The organism is Burkholderia sp. M6-3, from assembly GCF_050858985.1.
Taxonomy (GTDB): domain Bacteria; phylum Pseudomonadota; class Gammaproteobacteria; order Burkholderiales; family Burkholderiaceae; genus Paraburkholderia; species Paraburkholderia caledonica.
The window spans coordinates 2,258,082-2,276,524 of sequence record NZ_CP110091.1; the positions used below are offsets into that span (position 1 = coordinate 2,258,082).

An 18,443-nucleotide genomic window follows, 5' to 3' on the forward strand; every position below is an offset into this window, starting at 1 on the left:
TTTTCCGAAACAAGTTCAATCGTTGTTTGCGGTTGGCTTCAATCTTTAAAGCGTGCCCGGTGCGTTGCACCTGATGCCATCGCAACAATTTGCATGGAAGTGATGATGAACAAGTTCGTTGGCCTGGATGTACTGCGTTTCGCGCTGGCTCTGTATCTGATGGTGTTTCATTCGATACATCAGTATCCGCAATACGTGACGCTTCCGTTCGTTGAGTTGGCCAACCTGGGCGGGTTCGCCACGAGTTCATTCTTCATTCTGTCGGGCTTCATTCTCGCCCACGTCTACTTCGGGCGAACCACCGAGTTGCGAGGCGGCACACGCGAGTTCTTCGTGAAACGCCTTTCCAATCTTTATCCCGTGCATCTCATTGCGCTCGTACTGGTGCTGCTGGTCTCGGCGGCAGGCACGCGCGGATATCAGCAGTTCGCGATCATGTCGCTCGACGACGCAGAGCACTACGTCACGCTCGGCCCCACCGAGACCGCCATTAATTTCGTGCTGAACCTGTTCTTGCTGCAGGTGTGGAATCCGCTATACGGGTCGGTTAATCCGCCATCATGGTCGCTGACGACATTGTTTTTCTTCTATCTCGCGTTTCCATTTTTCGCGCCGCGGCTTCTCAAAGCCCGGAACAAATACCGGCTGTTATTGATTTTGTGGGTGCTTTATCTTGTCCCGCCTGTGCTTGCGACGCTGATGCACTGGTACGGCCCCGCGGCGGTCGGCATAGTCACCCGCAACCCGGTGCTGCGACTGCCCGAATTTCTGGTCGGTATCGTCCTGTATGGACTGTTTCGCGAAGGACATCTGGCCGCCATTCACCGCAGCGGCATGAAGCTCGCCGCAGCGTTGCTGGTGTTCGCAGCCTCGTTCGCAGCCGCTGCGTGGCTCGAGTCGCACGGATCCATCAATACACGTTATCTCGTTCATAACGGCGCATTGATGCCTGCAGAGCTGTTGCTCGTCGCCGTATTCGCCGGCCTTTCGGTTCCGTCCAGATTCGCGGCGCTATCGACTCGTTTAGGGAACTCGGCACTCTCGCTCTTTGCGATTCATGTGCCGATCTTCCTCGTCATGATGAAGGTGTTGAAACTGCTGTCTATCGGCAAATCGCCCCTATGGTGCGCTTCGCACTTTTCCGAATGCGTCGCGGCTTCGAAAGAAGTCATACCCAGTATGGCGACTTATCCGCTGTATCTGATCGGGACGGTGATTGCGGCCGTGTATTTCCAGGAGCGGCTGGTCGCTCCGTTGAGAGACTGGATTCGCGGCCGCTTCCTCAGGGCGAGGACGAGGGCGCCGGCAGCAGAGCCGGGAAGTGTTTGAGGATTGACGCGGCCGCGAGGCGGTTCAGCGCAAAGCGGCCGGCTTGAGAATCACCTTCAAAGGCACCTTCAAAAGCTCGCAAACGAATGCACGAGCCGATTGAAAGCTCCGGCGTTCGACACATTCATGCCGTGCGACGCGCCCGCAATGGTCTGCTTGTCCGCGTAGTCGATCCAGTCCGCGAGTTTTTCGACGTTGTTGCGGAACATGCGAGGGCTGCGTTGCCCTTCGATCAGCAGCGTTCTGCATTTCACACCGCGTGCGGCGCCGCGTGAATATGCGGGCAGCGGATCGCGCAGCTGTTTCGGCAAGGTGGCCGCATTGTCGGTGGCCATCGTGCGAAAGGCTACAGAACTCTTGCGCCATGAGCCCGGCGCGCTGACCGAGTCAACGAACAGTTCAAGACCTGCGTCGATCTCGCCTGCTTCTATCAAGTCCACAACGCGAGCGCGCAGCGCGTTCGTCGCGGTCGGCAGCGACGCGCCGGGCATGCCGTCTATCTGTAACGGACCGCCTGGGTCCGCAAGCGTAAGCGTCTTGACGAGTCGCGGGTACTCACGCGCCAGGTTGAACGCGACGCAACCGCCGCGCGAATGACCGACCAGATGCACAGGCGCGAGGCCGAGCGCCTCGATGAATTCGGCCAGTTCGGCAACATGCGTTTGCCAGCCGAACTCGCCCTGAATGCACGCGTAAGCCGCGGGCCAGTAATGGCTCAGGCTCACCGAGATGCAGCGGAAATGCCCGGCAAGCGCCGCCGTCTGTGCGCTCCAGTAGCGGTAGTCGCACAGCGAGCCATGCACGAACACGAGCGGCTCTCCCGTTCCGCACTCGACGTACGGCACGCTAATGCCCGATGCGATGGTCGCAAACGAGACTTCGGGCGCGGCAAGCAGGGAGAAATCGGTTCGGGCGTTCATACACTGGCTCCTTTGCCTGCACTATGCCGCACGTCAACATTTAAGAAAATCGCGTAATATTGATGGAATCCATTCGATTTTCTGATACCAGACCTTGAAAGCACTCGATCTCGATGTGATGACGATGATCGTCGCCGTCGCGGACACCGGCAATATCAGCCGCGCGGCGGAAGTCGTGCACCGCTCGCAGTCGGCGGTGAGCATGCAGATCAAGACGCTCGAAACCGCGCTCGGCAAGCCGCTTTTCGTGCGCAAGCCGAGGAACGTCATACCGACACAGGACGGCGAAGTGCTGCTCGCTTACGCGCGGCGCATGCTGGCGCTGCGCGACGAAGCCTGGGCCGCCGTGGTTCGGCCCGACGTCACCGGCCGCGTGAGTATCGGCGTGCCGGACGACTATGCCTCCTCGCTGCTGCCGCCGATCCTCAAAAAATTCTCCGCAACTTATCCGAAGGTCGAAATCCGGGTGGTCGGCCTGCCGAGCGTCGCGCTCGCGCCGATGGTGAAGGACGGCTCCGTCGACCTCGTGTGCGCAACGCGGGTCAAGGGATTGTCGGGCGAGTTTTTGCGGCTCGAGCCGATGGTCTGGGCGGCGTCGCCGAGCGCACACGACATCTGGCGCGAAAGGCCGTTGCCGATAGCCGTGTTTTTGCCCGGCAGCGTCGCGCGGGAAAATGCGATCCGCAGCCTCGAACACGCGAAGATCAGCTACCGGACCTCATATGAAAGTCCGAGTCTGATGGGACTCGTGTCGATGGCCGAAGCCGGCCTTGCGATCGTTCCGCTCGCACAATGCGCCGTGCCCGCGCATTTCGCGCTGCTTGGTCATGCGCAGGGGCTGCCCGAAATCGCGGCGCTCGAAGTCGTGCTCGCGCGAAGCACGGCATCGAAACGCCCTCCGTGCGATTTTCTCGCGGAGAAGATCATTGCGGAACTGAGGCGCTAGCTCGCCGCCAGAAACTGAACGGTGACAGGCGCGACCTTCTCCGCGCGAGGCAGGTCGGCCGAGTGTATAAAGGAAGCTGCATGTCGTCCAAACCGGGCTTGCCTCTTTCGATGAACACGTCCCTTCCCGATCCAGCCGGCGCGTTATGGCCGGCCATCGTCCGCCAAACCGCGCATGCGCTCGATTGCGGCGCGCTGCTTCCGATACAAACGAGCCGCACTACCATCGATGACAGCGGCGTGCGGTTTGTGGTCCGGCAAATTTCCAGCCTCGTCCGCAAAGAAAAGGACGCGCAGCAGCGCAAAGCCGGATCGAGCGGCGCTCGCGCGTCCAACCCTTTCCTGCCCTACGACCCGGATCTGTTCGTCGCCGACCTTTCCGACACGCATGTCGTCCTGCTCAATAAATTCAACGTTATCGATCACCATGTGCTGATCGTTACGCGTCGCTTCGAGCTACAGCGAGCCCTGTTGAATCTCGCGGACTTCTGCGCGCTCTTCACTTGCATGACGCAGTTCGAGAGCCTCGGCTTTTACAACGGCGGCCCCGAAGCCGGCGCAAGTCAGCTTCATAAGCATTTACAGATCGCGCCCTTGCCGCTCGACGACACTACGCCACAACTACCGATAGAACCGCTGCTGGCGTCGGCGCGCATGGACGGCTCCGTCGGTACGGTGCCGGGGCTCGGCTTTCCGCATGCGTTTGTCGGCTTCGATCCGGCACTTGTATCGCGTCCGTCGGAACTGGCGCGCAGTGCTTTCGAGCGGTACATGTCGTTGCTCGCCGCGACCGGATTGCACGCTGTCGATGTGGACGGTGAACCGCTGCAATCGGCACCTTATAACCTGCTCGTCACTACGCGATGGATGATGCTCGTGCCTCGCCGCGCCGAACACAGCGAGGGCATTTCGATCAACGCGTTGGGATTCGCCGGATCGCTTTTCGTGCGCAACCAAACACAAATGGACATCATCAGGACGCGCGGTCCGATGAGCATGCTGAAACAAGTCACGGGGACCATCTGAAGCATCGGCATCTGTATCCTCACTTAATCAGCGGTGAAGAACGAGGCGCAGCTGTCCATTGCTACGTCGTGATCGATTCCTCGCTTCGGGTGGCCGCTGTCCGCACGCTGCCGGCAATCGGTGCGCTCTCTGCGCGAGCGCCTCGCGCAGGACGGAAAAGGCTCGCGCCGACGCGCATCCACGCGAAGAGAAAGGCAGTATCCGGCATGAAGCGCCAGACGAGCAGCAGCAGCGCGAGCGCTGCGGGACACCAGCGCAAATCGGTCGGCACGCTTTCCCGGTGAGCGAGCCGTGCATCGAGCAACGCGCCGCGCAATGACGCGGCGTCGATGAGGCGCCCATAGCCGAAACCGACTTGCCCCGCCACCGACGACAGATAGTGCCCCTGCAACGCCGACAACTCCTCGCGACTGACGGCATGAGTCGCGGACGCGTGCATCTGCGGGACCTGTACCACCTGGTCCGCCTGCCAGTAGCCGATGCGATTTCCGTAGGCATCGCTGCGCGGAATAGGCGCTGGTTGATCGCCGCCCACGCCGATCAACCAACCCTTCACGTGAGCAGGATTGATATCTTGCTTCAGCGCATCGGAGGGCAGCAGCGGCGGCGCCTCCTGACCATCGGTCAGGAACACGACGGCCGTGCTGTCGCCGATCTCCTGCGCCACGCGAACCGCCGAGTACACACCGCCTTCGGCAATACGGCTGTAGTTAGTCCAGCGCATGTGCCCGTCGATCCGATCCAGCGACGACAGCAGCGCGTCATAGTTGCCGCAGACTTCCACCGGCGCCACGAGCAGAAAACTTCGCTGCCCGGTGAATGCACTCCAGCCGACTTTCGAGCCGCACGGCAATTGACCGAGTGCATCGCGCATCGCGGCGCGCGCAAACGCGAGCCGGCTCACCGGCGCGCCGTTCAGCACGACGTCCTCAACGTACATGCTCTGCGTGATATCGAATGTGACGACATAGCTCGACGTGTCGCGCGGCAACGCCACCGGCGGCAAGGTGAGCGCGAGAATCAGCAGCACGAGCGCGGCTGGCATCGTCCAGTGACGCCCTGCGAGAAAACCACGTGTTTGTGCCCCGCGGCTCACGGCAAATCCTTGCTTTCGGGATCGCGCACTTTGACGTCGTGCTGCTCCTTGACGTCCGGTGCGCCCGACGCGGAACGCGTTTCGGGGGCGAGCCACAACGCCCGTTCCAGGTTGTAGCGCGCATCCCAATCGTCCGCAGCAATGCGTAGCAGGCTGCGGTAGCGCGCCTTGGCTTCCTCGACCATTGCAAGCGATTCGATCGCGCCGGCAGGGCTATGACCAATTCCCTGCCGCAGGTACAGGTTGCCGAGATCGAACAGCGCCGTGCGTCCGACCTCGCCTTCGGGCTGCTCCCGAATCAGCGACTCGAAGAGTGGGCCCGCCGCATCGTAAGCGCCGTCGCTCGATAAGGCCACTGCGCGCGCGAGCCTGACCTGGGGGGCATCGTCGGTGCTGGCCACGCTGCGCTTCGCATCTTTGGACGCCGCTTTGGTCGCCACGACGGTCGCCGCAACGGTCCGGTTTACCTGCTCCGCCCGCTGCAATCCGATCCAGTTGTAAGCCGCCACTGCCGCGCAGCAAAGCGCCACGGCTCCGAAGATCATATGTACCGACGCGCGCTTCACGACCACACCCGCACCTGAAAAAGCCGTAGCGCCATCAGCAGGACGCAACTTGCGAGTGCGACGGCAAAACAGTACGGACTAAAGTCCTCGCGCGGCAAACGCTCGATAAACGTAGTCAGCGCATTTTGCTGGCGGTTGATCTCGGCCATCGCGTCCCTCATTGCTTTTGCGTTACCGGTCTGGAACAAACGATAAGGTGTCTTGAGCGACAGAAAATAGCGGTGCAGCTCCGCTTCGGCGGAAGACTCGCTGGCAGGTACTGCTGCATTCAGATCGGGGCTGTAAACGCTGCTGCGCAAATAGATGAAGTAAAGCGCAATCTGATTGCGCAGCAGACCGTCCTCGATCAACTGCCGCTCGCGCGCGTCGAGCTTCGCGCCGCCGTCCGAGACGAGCACGATCGCGCGGCGGCTCGACGAATGCTGCTGATTGAACTCACCGATTGCCGTGAGCAGCCCGAGATCGAGTTGCGTATCGGGCATGCCGCGGCCCACCGCAGTACCGGCGATAGCGGCGTCGATCGCACGATGGTCGTAAGTGAACGGCATCGCAAGCAACGGGCTCGTGCCGAACATCATGAATGCGAGCCGGTCGTTCGGCCTCTGCGCGACGAACTGCGTCAACGAAGCGCGCGCCACTCTGTTCTTCGATTCCCCTGCGCTCACCTCGACACCTTTGCTGTTCATCGGCTCGTCCATGCTGGCACTGCGATCCATCAGAATCAGAATCTGCGCGCCGCTGCCCGTACGCACCACCTCCCGGGGCGAACGCCCGGGACCGGACAAACCGACGACGATCGCGAGCATCGCCAGCACCGCACTGCCCTGCGCGACGGCACCGATCCATCGTCCGGCTCGATCGTCGGGCAGCCATGCGATCCATGAGAACGGGAGCGTGTCGGCGCGGCGGGGCAACAGCGGCAGCAACACGAGCGGCAGCAGCGCAAGCAGCCAGGGGTGAGCCAGGTCGAGCGCCATGTCGTTCATCGCTGGTGACGCCGCTCCGCGCGATACAGCGCCTCGCACAGAGTCCGCAGCGGATAGGCGTCGCCCGCGGACGCAGGCGTGAAAAAGCGCTCGGCCGATTGCCGGTAGAACTGCTCCAGTTGCGCGCGCAACGGTTGCAGATAGGGCGCTTGAACGAAGAGGCCCGACAGCGCGCCCACATGCACCACGTGGCCCGCCGTTTCGTTCACCGCGCGATGCAGGCAAAGCCATGCCTCCGCAGACGCGTCCGCAGGCGGCCCGCTCGCTCGTGGCTTTCGCTGCATGTGCCGCAGCTCCCGCCAGGCGCGTGCAAACGGCAGACGCGCCGACTCGCGCGCGTTGCGCCAGAACCACCAGCCTGCCCACGACAACAAGGTCAGCATGAGCAAGCCAAGCGCGAAGCCCGCCTGCCGTCGAAGCGGGGCTGTAGGCACCGTAGGCGCCAGGCGGTCCGGACGCAGCGCTTGCAGGTCGCCGACGTTGAACGGATTCGCTGGCGTTGCGGGACCGATGCTGAGCGGCCATTCGCCGACCTGAAGCGTCGCGCCGGACGACGACGTCAGCGATAACGCAGGCAACGCAACCTGCATGAGCGTTGTCGGCACGTTGACGACCTGGTAGTCGATCGCCATCCACCTCCGACCGTCGGTGTCGGTTTCGCTACGAACCCGCCGGCGTTCGAGCCACGCATCGGTACGACCGAGCGAAGGCGGCATTACGGTGCCGCTATCGTAGCCGTCGCCTTTCAGCAGAATGCGTTGCGTGAGGACGTCGCCGAGCAGATAGCCAAATGCGCGCGGTTCCTGCACCGTCGGTTGGATAACCGCGCCGCTCGCCGCTGCGGTGCTGGTGGACGGCATCATCGCCGGCATCAGCGAAACGGCGAGTACGAGGGCGAACCGGAGCCGGCGCGACGAAGCATCTGCTCTCATGCGACCGCCTCCAGAAAATAGCGTGACATCGCTTCCGGGTCGAACGCGCCTTCAATGTAGAACGGTTGCATCGCGCGCTTGCCGAACATCTGCGAGAGTTCCGCGCGGCGCCGTGCAACGCCTTCGTGCCAGCGTTCGCGCGCGCCGGCGCTTAACCAGAGCGTGCGCCGCGCACCGGACTCGGCGTCCCTCACTGCAAGCAGCGGACCGCCCGCAGGCGGCGCAATCTCGGCAGCATCCCACACGACGATGGGCACCACGTACGCATGCACCAGCAGATCGAGCACCGCCGGCAATGCTGTCAGCGGCCAGTGGAAATCGGAGACGAGAAAGACCAGCGTCTGACGGCCCGCAAGCGTCGACGCAATGCGCTGCAACGCGCCGACGCTGCCGCTGCTAGTGCCGTTTGGCTTGCCACGGCCACTGCCATCGCCGCTGCCGTTGCGGTTGCCGTTGGCGCTGCGCTTGCCCGAGGCCGCCGCCGCGCTTAAGCTCGCGCCCGCGTCCATGCGTAGGCCTGTGTCAGCGCCTGCATCTGCGCTCTCGCGCAACATCCCCGCGAGCAGATTGCCGATGCCGCGCCCGGAGCGTGGCGGCATGAAGAGGTCGTCGCGCGCGCCGCTATCGAACGCAAGCATCCCCAACGGATCGCCGGCGCGAAACGCGCTGTACCCCAATGCTTCGACGAAATCCGCGGCCACCTGCAATTTGCTCCGGCGCGTGCCGAAGCGCATCGACGCCGACACATCCACGAGCACCTGCACGGGCACTGCGGCTCGCTGCAAATGCACTCTCACGAGCCACTCCGAACGGGCCGCGCGCACGCTTGCCCGCAGATCGATGCGACGTGGGTCCGGATAGTCGAACAGGCGGCCATGCATTGCGAATTCCTGGCCGGCACCGAAACTCGATCCGCGATGCGAGCCGGGACGAAATCCAGACGAACGCATCGGCAAACGGTAATGGAATTCCGCGATTTCTTTCATGATTCAGGGCACTGCAAGCCTGTCGACGATCTGCGCGGTCAGCGCCTCCGCGAGTTCCTGACGACGCAACTCGTAGATCGGCGTGAAGAACACACGGTGGCCGAGCGCCGGCAGCAACACCGCATGAATGTCCTCGGGAATCAGATGCGTGCGTCCCGCGAGCCACGCAACCACCCGTGCTGCGCGCAACAGCGCGCTCATGCCGCGCGGGCTCGCGCCTGCCAGAATGAGGCGCTCCGTGTCCACGCCGTCGAGTGCGATACCAAAACGCTGCGGCGTTTCGGTTGCCTGCCAGATATCTAGCACATAACGTTCGATCGTCTCGCTCGACTGGACGCTGTGCTGAATGGCCGCGCCAGCCTGGTTCAGCTGTTCCCACGGCACGATAGCCGCAGAAAGCCGTGCCAGCAGCCGATCGACGTCGTGATAATTCGCGTCGAACACCAACGCGCGCCGCACATCGGTGTCATCCGGTGTCGGCATGCTCAGCTCGAACAGAAAACGATCGCGCGCCGCCGAGGCGAGCTCGAAGGTTTCCTCTTTCTCGACCTTGTTGCGATCGGCGAACACCGTCATGTGCGGGAAGCGGTATTCGCGATCGAACGCCCAGACGGAGCGCTCGGCCATCGCGCGCAACAGCAGCGACTGAACTTGCGGGCGCGCCCGATTGATTTCGTTGAAGAAGAATGTCGTGAGGCCTTCGCCATGTCGCAGAAGCGGGCCCGGATCGATACGCGGCCTGCCCTCGGCATCGACATACGTGTGATACACGAGATCTCCCGGCATCAGGTCGATTGTGCCTTCCACGCGCTCGAAATCGCCCCCTACTACACGCGCAAACGCGCGAAGCACCGTCGTCTTGCCGACGCCGACGCCGCCTTCGAGCAGCACATGCCCGCGCGCGAACAACGCAACGGTGATCAGCCGGATCACCTCCGCCTGGCCGATCACGGCGCTTGCGACTTCCTCCTCGATCTGCAGCGCATGCAGACGCCAGTCCTGAAGCTGTTCGCTGGATCCCATCGGTGCAATCTCCTATGGCCGGCACATGCTGCGCCGCCGGCAAAATTGCGAGTCACGCGGAAGCATCGTCGACTGCGGGTATGAGGACCTTCGGCTTGCTGGGCGGCCGTACGAATACCGCATACTCGCGCTCCAGATACGCTGCGGCCTGTTCCAGCAGAAACTGCCGGAACATCATGCAGGTCGGCGAAAGCTGCTTGGCGCGCAAATGCACGATCTGCCATGTGCGCTCGATCGGCGTGCCGTTCACATCGAGCAACGCGAGTTCTTTCGTCCGCAATTCCAGCAGCAGCGTATGCAGCGAAATGAGGCTTACGCCCATTCCGGCGATCACTGCCTGCTTGATCGTTTCGTTGCTGCCGAGCGTGACGACTTTCGCGGGCGTGAAAAGATGCTGCCGGAACATTTCCTCCGCGGCCATGCGGGTGCCCGAGCCGGGTTCACGCAGAAGAAACGTGTCGCCGCGCAACTCCTGCAAGTCGAAGCGCCGCGCGCCCGCGAGCGGATGATCAACCGGCGCGATCACCACTTGCGGATGCCACGCGAGCGGCTCCGTTGTCGTATCCAGTTCAGGCGGCGGACGTCCCATGATCGCGAGGTCGATCGCGTTGTCCTGAAGCAGGCGCAACAGCGCATCGCGGTTGCCGACCGAGAAGTGCACGTCGACTTTCGGATAGAGATGCGAATACATCGCGAGCAACTTGGGCGCGAAATACGTCGCGGAACTGACGATGCCCACTGCAATAGAGCCGCTATCGGCCTGCTTGAGCGAACTCATCGCGTCCTCCGCGTCCTTGATCTCACCGAGAATCCGGCTCGCGTGATGGCTGAACTTCTCGCCGGCCTCGGTCAGCGCGAGCTTACGCGCGATCCGCTCGAAGAGACGCAGGCCGACCGCCTCTTCCAACTGATGAATCTGCATCGACACGGCCGGCTGCGTCAGATGCAATTCTTCGGCGGCTCGCGCAAAACTCGTATAGCGGCTCGCCACGACGAAGATCTGCAATTGACGCAGCGTGAGCGAGCGGATGAAGTTCACGGCCGCGCGTCCGCTACCGGCTCGCGCGCGGCGCGTTCGACGACTTGACGGGCGCGTTCGGTGTGTTCGGTACGTTCGGCGCATTCCCCGGCGGCGGCAGCTTGCGCAACGCAGCCTGGAAACTGAGGGTGCGGCTATGCAGCGGATGCGCGAAGTCGTTGTTCGCGCCGGGCACCTCCGTGCGAATCAGCGCGACCTCGCCCGGTACTGTACTGGCGATCAGAAACGTGTAGCGCTTCGCGGTGTACTGAGCGAAACGTTCGGCATTGGGATCGTCGAGATAGGGCTGTACGACGATCTGCTGAGCCTTCACCGGCTTGCCGTCTATCTGGCTCGTCACCGTTTCGATCTTCGGCCCGGCGGCAAGCGCGAGGCGCAAGCGCTGCTGGAAATAGCGCCGTTGTCCGCCCGTCAACTGCTCCATCTCGGCGATGTCGCGCTCGAGGAAATAGATGATCACCGGGTTGCACTGCAAGCCGCCGTTCGGCAACGATACGGCTCCGCTGTGATCCGACACCTGGGCGTCGCCCTTCGCGTTGTCCGTGCTCGTCACGAGCACCTTGACGATGTCGGTGCCGCGCGCGGGCGGGTCGGAACTGAGCAGCGCGTAGTCGAGTTCGGTTTGCTGCACGACGCCATGCAGATGATCGGTCGTGAAGATCAGCCGCTCGGCCGGCGATATCTCATTGCTGCCCGCGGCCGGCGCGGCCGCGTGCACGTCACCGATCAGGCACGCGATGCTCGCAGCGCCTGCCGCGAGCATGCGCCGCCATTCTCGTCGCACACCGGCTCGCGCCGCCGTCATGGCGATGCGTCCGCGGGCTTGCCGGACGGCGCATCGACGGGCTTCAGAAGCGGTACTTCATAACTGGTCAGGATGCTGTCGATCTTGTCGTGGTTCGCGCCGATCCATTGATCGACCTTGTCCTTCCACGCCTTCTCGCCGTAACGCACGCCCATCGAGATCGTATAGTCGAAACGGATGCCCGGCGTGGCCGGAAAAGGCACGAGCTTCACCGAATCGCCGGAACGTTTCGCGAAGTAGCCGGCAATCGGCCCCCACAGAAACACGACGTCCACGTTGCCAGCCTGCAGGTCCTTTTCGATCATCTGGCCGGGATATTCCTGCGGATCGCCGCTCTGCACCTGATACGACACGGCCTGATCGATCAGGTTATGACTGAGCAGCCAGTCGACCGCCGGCGTCTGCGAGAAGATGCCGAAGCGCAGCTTGTGCAATTGATCCGGCGGCAGCTTGAGCAGATCGTCCGGCGTGTTGATGCCGGCCAGTTCGGGCCGCTTCTTGAACACCATTGCATAGGTGGAGCGCAAATACGGCTGCGTCGTCGAAGTCATGTCGTAGCCTTTCGGCACGCCGATGATCAGATCGCATTTATAGCGCTCGCTGTCGGCCACCTTCTCGCGCAGCGTGTGACGCACGAAGCCCATGCGCTGCGGAAAGTACGTGTATTCGAGCTTGTAGCCGAAGTCGCTCGCCATCTGGCTCGCGATGCGGTTCTCGTAACCCTCGCCCTTGTTGTTCGACAGGGGCATGTTGTTCGGGTCCGCGCAGACTCGCAGAACGCCGTCGGCGCCGTCGTTGTTCGGCAGCGCCGCCTCGCCCTGGGCGCGGACCGCGCCGCTTGCGAGCGCCGCATAGCACAGCGCGCCTGCCACGAGCACGGCGTGCGCGTGCATGAGTTTGCGATGACGCATCGATCACCTCCTGAAGTTGTGGCGCCGGCGTTATTTCGCGTCGATGGCCTGCAGATCGCCGGGCTTGATCTGCCCGTCGGAGCGCCCTTTCAGATAGGCGTAAAGGTTCTCCCAGTTCTTTTGCATCATCTGGCTGGAACTGAAGTCAGGCATGCCCTTGTCGACCCGCCCACCGAACACCGTGCGGTGAAACTCGTTCTTGTCGAGCGTCTTGAAGGCGTCGACAAGCGAGGGGCCCACCATGCCCTGCTGCTGAGCGCCGTGGCAGCGTTCGCATGCAAGCGCGCGCCAGGTCTTCCATCCCTGCAACGTATTGGCGTCCACCTTGCTGCCGTCGACCACCTTGTACGCCACCTGGGCCATCGCGGGATTGGTCTGGGCGTATGTGACAGGCAGCATGACGAAAACGACGGGCAGTGCCGCCCGCAACAAGATTGCTCGGCGTTTCATAGACAGATGTCTCCTGATGTTAGAGCCGCGCGCCGATGCGTTTCATCGACGCATTGCTGCATCTCTGCAAGCGCGCGGACCTGGTAATTCGTATGCAACTTGTGGTTTGAACCCGCATTGAACCGACCTGACCGAACCGGCGCCGCCGGCTGCCCCGGTGCTTCACCAGGAGCGAACCGGCCGCGCGATTCGAACGACCTGCGCTCAGCTGTTGCCGCCAGGAATGGCGAACACGAAGAGCGTACCGCCGAGCGCCGTATACTTCGCGAGCTCGCGATAACCGCCCACCGCGCCGAGGCCTTCCGTCGATTTCTCGAGTCCTGCCGCCATGCCGATGCCGGCCCAGCCGCCAATGCCCGAGTAGACGCCGACGTACTGCTTGCCCTGATACTGGTAGGTGAACACGTTGCCGATAATCCCCGACGGGGTCTTGAAACGCCACAACTCCTTGCCGTCCTTGATGCGAACCGCCTTGAGGTAGCCTTCCAGCGTGCCGTAGAACGCAATGCCGCCGGCGGTCGCGAGCGCGCCCGACCACACCGAGAACTTCTCCGGCTTGGACCAGACGATCTTGCCTTTCGCCGCGTCCCACGCGATGAAATTGCCCATCGCATTGTTCTCGTTCGGACCCGGATACATCGACAGCGTCGCGCCCACATACGGCTGGCCGGACACATAGTCAACATCGAACGGTTCGTAGTCCATGCAAACGTGATTCGTCGGCACGAGGAAGAGGCTCGAATTCGGGTCGTACGCTGCGGGCTGCTGATCTTTCGAGCCGAGCGCCGCCGGACAGATGCCCTTCACGTTGTGATCCGAACCCGCTGCCTGCGTCGAATACGCCGCGTTACGAATCGGCTTGCCGCTCTTCAGATCGACGCTGTCGGCCCAGTTCACAGCCGGGTCGAACTTCTGCGCAACGAGCAGTTGGCCGCTTTCGCGGTTCAACGTGTAGCCGAAGCCATTGCGGTCGAAGTGAACGATAGCGGGTACCTTCTTGCCGTCGATCGTCAGATCCGACAGGATCATTTCATTGACGCCGTCGTAGTCCCACTCGTCGTGAGGCGTCATCTGATAGACCCACTTCGCCATGCCGGTATTCAGATCGCGGGCCATGATCGACATCGACCACTTGTTGTCGCCCGGACGTTGCGTCGGGTTCCATGTGCCGGGATTGCCGGTGCCGTAGTAGACAAGGTTGAGCTTCGGATCCCACGCATACCAGCCCCACGTGGTGCCGCCGCCCAGCTTCCACTGATCGCCCTTCCAGGACTTCAGCGACGAGTCCGCGCCCACCGGCACCATCTTGCCGTCGGCGTAGGTCATCGTTTTGTCGGGGTCCATCAGCATGTCTTTATCCGGACCCGTGCTGTACGCGGTCCAGGCCGGTTTGCCGGTCTTGATGTCGTACGCGATCAGACGTCCACGCACGCCGAACTCGCCGCCCGAGATGCCCGTCAACACCTTGTCGCCGAAAACGTGCGGCGCATTGGTGTTCGTTTCGCCGGCTTTCGAGTTGCCGTTCTGCGCGGTCCAGACCACGTCACCGGTTTTCGCGTTCAACGCGACGAGCTTGGTATCGGCTTGCTGCAGGAAGATCTTGCCGTCGCCATAGGCGAGCCCGCGATTGACTGTGTCACAGCACATCACGGAGACAACCGAATCGTCCTGCTTCGGCTGGTACTGCCAGAGGAATGTTTGATCCTTCAGGTTGATCGCAATCACCTTGTTAGGGAACGGCGAGTGGATATACATGGTGTCGCCGATCACGAGCGGCGCGCCTTCATGGCCGCGCAGCACGCCGGTCGACATGGTCCACGCGACCTGTAGTTTGCCGACGTTGTTCTCGTTGATCTGCTTGAGAGGGCTGTAGCGGTGATTCGCATAATCGCCTGCCTGCGCCGCCCAGTTCGACGGACTTTTCATGAGCCCATCGAGCTGCGAATCGGCCTGTGCAACGATGGAACTCATGGCTGCCGACGCGAGGATCGCGAGCCCAAGAACCGTGGTGCGTAAGTTCATGTCTCCTCCAGAATGGTCTTGCTGTTCAACTCACGAATGACCCACGCTACCTCGTCGCACCGGGCGCGCCTCCACGGATGCAGGGTAACGATCAGCGCCATTCCCAATCGCTGTCGGGTTTGCGGCGCATGACGGCCAACGCATATTCCATGCCGGTCGCGCAGCTGCACCGACCGCCTTCGCCGCCACAAGCCGGTCTGAAAACGCCGCCTGGGCACACGGCATCAGGCTACGCGCCGTGCCTCGGGTACCGTTCGAGTCGCCGTGTGCAGGCTGTATGAAACGGCAATGACGTGAGATACCGTTCGGCGGTGTCACGCCGTCACACCACTTAATCCGGGCATGTGGAACATACTGTGTCATTGCCCGATACGAAGCGTGTCCGTCGCGTCGCAGGCCGCGCGAGAACCACTTCGCAAAAGCGCTGCGTCGGGTTCGCGTGAGTACGGCGGGGCCGGTGGCAGGTCGTTTGCAGCGCAACATGAGTGTTATCGATCGAACCAACATCCGCGGAGAAGCGATCATGGCAAAAACCGAAAAGGTCTATACCGACGACGAGATCCAGCAACGGCTCGTCGGCCCGCTCCAGCACTGGTACGTGGAAGACGGCTGGCTGCGGCGCAAATACCGCACCGAGGGCTGGAAAGGAACGTTGATGGTGGTGAACGCAGTGGGCCATCTCGCGGAAGCCGCATGGCATCACCCCGATCTCACGGTCTCCTATGCATTCGTGATCGTGAAGCTGAAGACGCACTCCGCGAAAGGGATCACCGACAAAGACTTCGCGCTCGCCAACAAGATCGAGTCGTTCATCCAGTGGCAGCCGGCCACCGAAGGCGGCCCGCTGGAAGGCACGCCGAGCGACGACCAGCGCTTTCGCTACATCAAGTACGACGCGCCCAAAGCGGAGGGGACGGCCGAAGGCGGTTGAAGCGCGAGCAGCGACAGCGGGAGCGGCGAAGCGGGCGCAGCCGGCACGTCATCTGGTACGTCCGAAAGCGGACGTCCCCGCATGTGCCTGGTACGGCTTTCGCTTAACGTCCTGCGCCGGCCGCCCGCGCGACGGCACACGCCGTCGCCATGGCGGCGTGTGCGGCTCGCTGTGCCCGATCTACACCGGATCACGCCCGAACAAGGACACTTGCGATGCAGCTTCACGTTCGCCGCCTTCCGCCTGACGCCACCGTGACGGTCGACGCCCCCGCGCGGTTGCATCTGGGCTTTCTCGACCCGAATGCGTCGCTCGGACGCGCGTTCGGCAGCGTCGGACTCGTGATTGACGGCGGCGGCACTCGCGTCGAAGCGCGGCTCGCTGAACGCGACCGCATCGACGGCGCGGTGTCGGATGCGGAACGCGAGCGCATCGCGGTATGTCTCGAACGGCTGCACGCCGCTTACGACCCCACGCCCGTCGCGATCGACGTCACCCAGACACCGCGCGCCCACACCGGCCTCGGATCGGGGACGCAGCTCGCGCTCGCAGTCGGCGTGGCGTTCGTCCGGCTGCTGGGTCACGTCGCGGCTAGCGCCGAACTGGCGGCCCTGCTCGGACGCGGCGCGCGCTCGGGCATCGGCGTGCTCGGTTTCGATTCGGGCGGCCTGCTAGTGGACGGCGGTCCGTCGGGCGATCTGCATCCGGGCGTGCCGCCGCTGCTCGCACGTCAGCCATTTCCCGACGACTGGCGCGTGCTGCTCGTCAGCGACAATGCGCGCGAAGGTCTGCACGGCGCTGACGAACGGCGCGGCCTTGCCGCGCTTGCGCCGTTTCCGCAGAAACTCGCCGCGCATCTGTGCCACCTCGTGCTGATGAAGATTTTGCCGGGCGCCGCCGAGCGGAACATCGTACCGTTCGCACATGGGTTGACCGAGATGCAGCAGACCATCGGCGAATATTTCGCGCCCGTGCAAGGCGGCGTGTTCGCGAGCCCCGGCGTCGAACGTGCGCTGCGCGCCGTGGCCGCGCAGCGCACCGCCGCGATTGGCCAGAGTTCGTGGGGGCCGACGGGCTTTGCGATCGTCGGCAGCGCGCGCGACGCCGAAGGCGCGCTCGCCGCAGCGCGCGAAGCCACGCGCGGCATGCCGCATATCGAATGCAAGATTGTCGCGGGGCGCAATCGCGGCGCGACTGTGCGCGTCGCCGAAGCGCGGCCGCACCGGCGCATCGACGCCGCATGATGTGCCTTTATTCCGCGCCGCGAGTTACGGACCGGGCAGCCGGCGAACGGGCGCGCCGAAATGGAGCGCGCTCGAACGCGCGATCTACAAACGGCCGGCTCGCGAAAGCCCGCACATGCACATACGGCGCTGGCAGCCTATGCAACAGGCGTGGCACACGCGCCATCGATCCGACAAGTACCCCGCCAGGCCCATACGCCCACGCGCGGCAACGCACTAGCCCTCGCGTTGCGCAGTTCATGACATCGTCACTGAAACGAGCCCCCTGCCATGTCCGACACTACTGAAAAACCCGCCGAAAAGCCCGCTGAAAGGCCGTACATCCTGCACATGTTCACGGCCACGCCGCAGATGAGTCCGTTCGACGTCAATATGGCCGCCGACGCCGGCTACCAGATCATCGTGCCGTATTGCAATGTCGACGGCGGAATGGTCGCCAACCTCACTCAGGACGCGATCTTTTCGCGCGGCCCGAAAGGCGTGGCGCGCACCGGCATCTTCATCGGCGGACGCGATGTGATGCTCGCCGCCGACATGCTCGACACCGCGCGCAAAGCCATGGTCCCGCCGTTCGAGGTGTCCGTGTTCGCCGATCCGAGCGGCGCATACACGACCGCCGCCGCGCTCGTCGCGCTGGCCGAGCGGCATCTGGGCAAGGCCTATGGGATGGAGTTGGGCGGCAAGCGTGTGTTGATTCTCGGCGGCACCGGCGCCGTCGGTCGCGTGGCGGCGGCGATGGCGGCTTCGCTCGGCGCGGATGTGTCGATCGGGAGCCACACCGACCAGGCGCGCGCGGTGCGGGTCAGCGACGATCTGAACCAGCGCTTTGGCATCGTGACCAAAGGCGTGGGCACGGCGACTCCCGCCGAACTGCGCGCGGTGCTCGGCGAGGCCGAGATCGTGCTGGCCACGGCGATCGCCGGCGTCCAGGTGGTGACCCGCGAGGACCTCGAACATGCGCGCCGTCTGCTGATCGCCGCCGACGTCAACGCGGTGCCGCCCGAAGGCATTGCCGGCGTCAACGTGATGAACGACGGCAAGCCGATCGAAGGTGTGCCCACCACGGGCGGCGCAATCGGCATCGGCGCACTGGCGATCGGCAATGTCAAATATCAGGTTGAACACCGGCTGTTCACGCGGATGCGCACGGGCGGCAAACCGGTCTACCTGAGTTTTCCGCAAGCGTTCGACGAGGCGCGCGCCGTCGCGGCCGGCCTTGGTTGAGCGGCGAG

18 protein-coding genes are annotated in these 18,443 nt (G+C 63.3%); 6 read left to right on the top strand and 12 right to left on the bottom strand.

The genetic code is table 11. The annotated features are described in order from the left end of the window. Nucleotides 1-105: 105 nt before the first annotated feature. Nucleotides 106-1,329, top strand: coding sequence for an acyltransferase family protein (locus OH764_RS27690; RefSeq protein ID WP_498849293.1), 1,224 nt, complete (start codon nt 106-108; stop codon nt 1,327-1,329). Nucleotides 1,330-1,397: 68 nt separating this feature from the next. Here the strand turns inward: OH764_RS27690 and OH764_RS27695 are convergent, their stop codons facing one another. Continuing rightward, nucleotides 1,398-2,249: an alpha/beta fold hydrolase gene (locus OH764_RS27695; RefSeq protein ID WP_498849294.1), complete on the bottom strand. Its 852-nt coding sequence runs from the start codon at nt 2,247-2,249 to the stop codon at nt 1,398-1,400. 124 nt (nt 2,250-2,373) lie between these two features. On the opposite strand from OH764_RS27695, the gene OH764_RS27700 reads away from it, so the two are divergent. Together OH764_RS27700 and OH764_RS27705 are read left to right on the top strand one after the other, a co-directional pair. Continuing rightward, the gene (locus OH764_RS27700; RefSeq protein ID WP_174447015.1) at nt 2,374-3,195 is read left to right on the top strand and encodes a LysR substrate-binding domain-containing protein; all 822 of its coding nucleotides are present in this window, start codon (nt 2,374-2,376) and stop codon (nt 3,193-3,195) included. A gap of 80 nt (nt 3,196-3,275) precedes the next feature. Beyond that, nucleotides 3,276-4,220 carry an ATP adenylyltransferase family protein gene (locus OH764_RS27705; RefSeq protein ID WP_498849295.1) on the top strand — a complete coding sequence of 315 codons (945 nt, stop codon included), beginning with the start codon at nt 3,276-3,278 and terminating at the stop codon, nt 4,218-4,220. Between the two features lie 61 nt (nt 4,221-4,281). Here the strand turns inward: OH764_RS27705 and OH764_RS27710 are convergent, their stop codons facing one another. From OH764_RS27710 to OH764_RS27760, 11 genes are all read right to left on the bottom strand, one after another. After that, the gene (locus OH764_RS27710; protein ID WP_498851313.1) at nt 4,282-5,265 is read right to left on the bottom strand and encodes a vWA domain-containing protein; all 984 of its coding nucleotides are present in this window, start codon (nt 5,263-5,265) and stop codon (nt 4,282-4,284) included. Between the two features lie 47 nt (nt 5,266-5,312). Then, complete coding sequence (locus OH764_RS27715) at nt 5,313-5,882, bottom strand: tetratricopeptide repeat protein (protein WP_498849296.1); 570 nt, start codon at nt 5,880-5,882, stop codon at nt 5,313-5,315. Next, a complete protein-coding gene (locus OH764_RS27720) occupies nt 5,879-6,868 on the bottom strand; it encodes a vWA domain-containing protein (RefSeq protein WP_498849297.1) in 990 nt (329 codons plus the stop codon). The genes OH764_RS27715 and OH764_RS27720 overlap by 4 nt, the downstream gene beginning before the upstream one ends. Continuing rightward, nucleotides 6,865-7,800: a calcium incorporation protein MxaA gene (locus tag OH764_RS27725; RefSeq protein WP_498849298.1), complete on the bottom strand. Its 936-nt coding sequence runs from the start codon at nt 7,798-7,800 to the stop codon at nt 6,865-6,867. The genes OH764_RS27720 and OH764_RS27725 overlap by 4 nt, the downstream gene beginning before the upstream one ends. Continuing rightward, nucleotides 7,797-8,786 carry a DUF58 domain-containing protein gene (locus OH764_RS27730; protein WP_498849299.1) on the bottom strand — a complete coding sequence of 330 codons (990 nt, stop codon included), beginning with the start codon at nt 8,784-8,786 and terminating at the stop codon, nt 7,797-7,799. The genes OH764_RS27725 and OH764_RS27730 overlap by 4 nt, the downstream gene beginning before the upstream one ends. A gap of 3 nt (nt 8,787-8,789) precedes the next feature. Further along, nucleotides 8,790-9,809, bottom strand: a complete 1,020-nt coding sequence (locus OH764_RS27735) for an AAA family ATPase (RefSeq protein ID WP_498849300.1) — start codon at nt 9,807-9,809, stop codon at nt 8,790-8,792. Between the two features lie 52 nt (nt 9,810-9,861). Then, on the bottom strand, nt 9,862-10,848 hold the full coding sequence (locus OH764_RS27740; RefSeq protein WP_498849301.1) for a LysR family transcriptional regulator: 987 nt from the start codon (nt 10,846-10,848) through the stop codon (nt 9,862-9,864). Between the two features lie 13 nt (nt 10,849-10,861). Beyond that, nucleotides 10,862-11,653, bottom strand: coding sequence for a hypothetical protein (locus tag OH764_RS27745; RefSeq protein WP_498849302.1), 792 nt, complete (start codon nt 11,651-11,653; stop codon nt 10,862-10,864). After that, the gene (locus OH764_RS27750) at nt 11,650-12,564 is read right to left on the bottom strand and encodes a substrate-binding domain-containing protein (protein WP_498849303.1); all 915 of its coding nucleotides are present in this window, start codon (nt 12,562-12,564) and stop codon (nt 11,650-11,652) included. Before OH764_RS27750 ends, OH764_RS27745 begins: the two co-directional genes overlap by 4 nt. A gap of 30 nt (nt 12,565-12,594) precedes the next feature. Beyond that, a complete protein-coding gene (locus OH764_RS27755; protein ID WP_020066320.1) occupies nt 12,595-13,014 on the bottom strand; it encodes a c-type cytochrome in 420 nt (139 codons plus the stop codon). A gap of 204 nt (nt 13,015-13,218) precedes the next feature. Next, nucleotides 13,219-14,985, bottom strand: a complete 1,767-nt coding sequence (locus tag OH764_RS27760; RefSeq protein ID WP_370687530.1) for a methanol/ethanol family PQQ-dependent dehydrogenase — start codon at nt 14,983-14,985, stop codon at nt 13,219-13,221. A 574-nt stretch (nt 14,986-15,559) separates the two neighbouring features. Between OH764_RS27760 and OH764_RS27765 the strand changes: the two genes are divergently transcribed. From OH764_RS27765 to OH764_RS27775, 3 genes are all read left to right on the top strand, one after another. Then, a complete protein-coding gene (locus OH764_RS27765; RefSeq protein ID WP_498849304.1) occupies nt 15,560-15,967 on the top strand; it encodes a 4a-hydroxytetrahydrobiopterin dehydratase in 408 nt (135 codons plus the stop codon). Between the two features lie 215 nt (nt 15,968-16,182). Next, nucleotides 16,183-17,211, top strand: coding sequence for a beta-ribofuranosylaminobenzene 5'-phosphate synthase family protein (locus tag OH764_RS27770; protein ID WP_498849305.1), 1,029 nt, complete (start codon nt 16,183-16,185; stop codon nt 17,209-17,211). A gap of 270 nt (nt 17,212-17,481) precedes the next feature. Further along, complete coding sequence (locus OH764_RS27775) at nt 17,482-18,435, top strand: NAD(P)-dependent methylenetetrahydromethanopterin dehydrogenase (RefSeq protein WP_498849306.1); 954 nt, start codon at nt 17,482-17,484, stop codon at nt 18,433-18,435. The last annotated feature ends 8 nt before the right edge of the window (nt 18,436-18,443 follow it).

Bases quoted from the DNA above. Each gene is read 5' to 3' on its own strand.
- OH764_RS27690 (WP_498849293.1), top strand. From the start codon at position 106: ATGAACAAGTTCGTTGGCCTGGATGTACTGCGTTTCGCGCTGGCTCTG.
- OH764_RS27695 (WP_498849294.1), bottom strand. From the start codon at position 2,249: ATGAACGCCCGAACCGATTTCTCCCTGCTTGCCGCGCCCGAAGTCTCG.
- OH764_RS27700 (WP_174447015.1), top strand. From the start codon at position 2,374: ATGATCGTCGCCGTCGCGGACACCGGCAATATCAGCCGCGCGGCGGAA.
- OH764_RS27705 (WP_498849295.1), top strand. From the start codon at position 3,276: ATGTCGTCCAAACCGGGCTTGCCTCTTTCGATGAACACGTCCCTTCCC.
- OH764_RS27710 (WP_498851313.1), bottom strand. From the start codon at position 5,265: ATGCCAGCCGCGCTCGTGCTGCTGATTCTCGCGCTCACCTTGCCGCCG.
- OH764_RS27720 (WP_498849297.1), bottom strand. From the start codon at position 6,868: ATGAACGACATGGCGCTCGACCTGGCTCACCCCTGGCTGCTTGCGCTG.
- OH764_RS27725 (WP_498849298.1), bottom strand. From the start codon at position 7,800: ATGAGAGCAGATGCTTCGTCGCGCCGGCTCCGGTTCGCCCTCGTACTC.
- OH764_RS27730 (WP_498849299.1), bottom strand. From the start codon at position 8,786: ATGAAAGAAATCGCGGAATTCCATTACCGTTTGCCGATGCGTTCGTCT.
- OH764_RS27735 (WP_498849300.1), bottom strand. From the start codon at position 9,809: ATGGGATCCAGCGAACAGCTTCAGGACTGGCGTCTGCATGCGCTGCAG.
- OH764_RS27745 (WP_498849302.1), bottom strand. From the start codon at position 11,653: ATGACGGCGGCGCGAGCCGGTGTGCGACGAGAATGGCGGCGCATGCTC.
- OH764_RS27750 (WP_498849303.1), bottom strand. From the start codon at position 12,564: ATGCGTCATCGCAAACTCATGCACGCGCACGCCGTGCTCGTGGCAGGC.
- OH764_RS27755 (WP_020066320.1), bottom strand. From the start codon at position 13,014: ATGAAACGCCGAGCAATCTTGTTGCGGGCGGCACTGCCCGTCGTTTTC.
- OH764_RS27760 (WP_370687530.1), bottom strand. From the start codon at position 14,985: ATGAGTTCCATCGTTGCACAGGCCGATTCGCAGCTCGATGGGCTCATG.
- OH764_RS27765 (WP_498849304.1), top strand. From the start codon at position 15,560: ATGGCAAAAACCGAAAAGGTCTATACCGACGACGAGATCCAGCAACGG.
- OH764_RS27770 (WP_498849305.1), top strand. From the start codon at position 16,183: ATGCAGCTTCACGTTCGCCGCCTTCCGCCTGACGCCACCGTGACGGTC.
- OH764_RS27775 (WP_498849306.1), top strand. From the start codon at position 17,482: ATGTCCGACACTACTGAAAAACCCGCCGAAAAGCCCGCTGAAAGGCCG.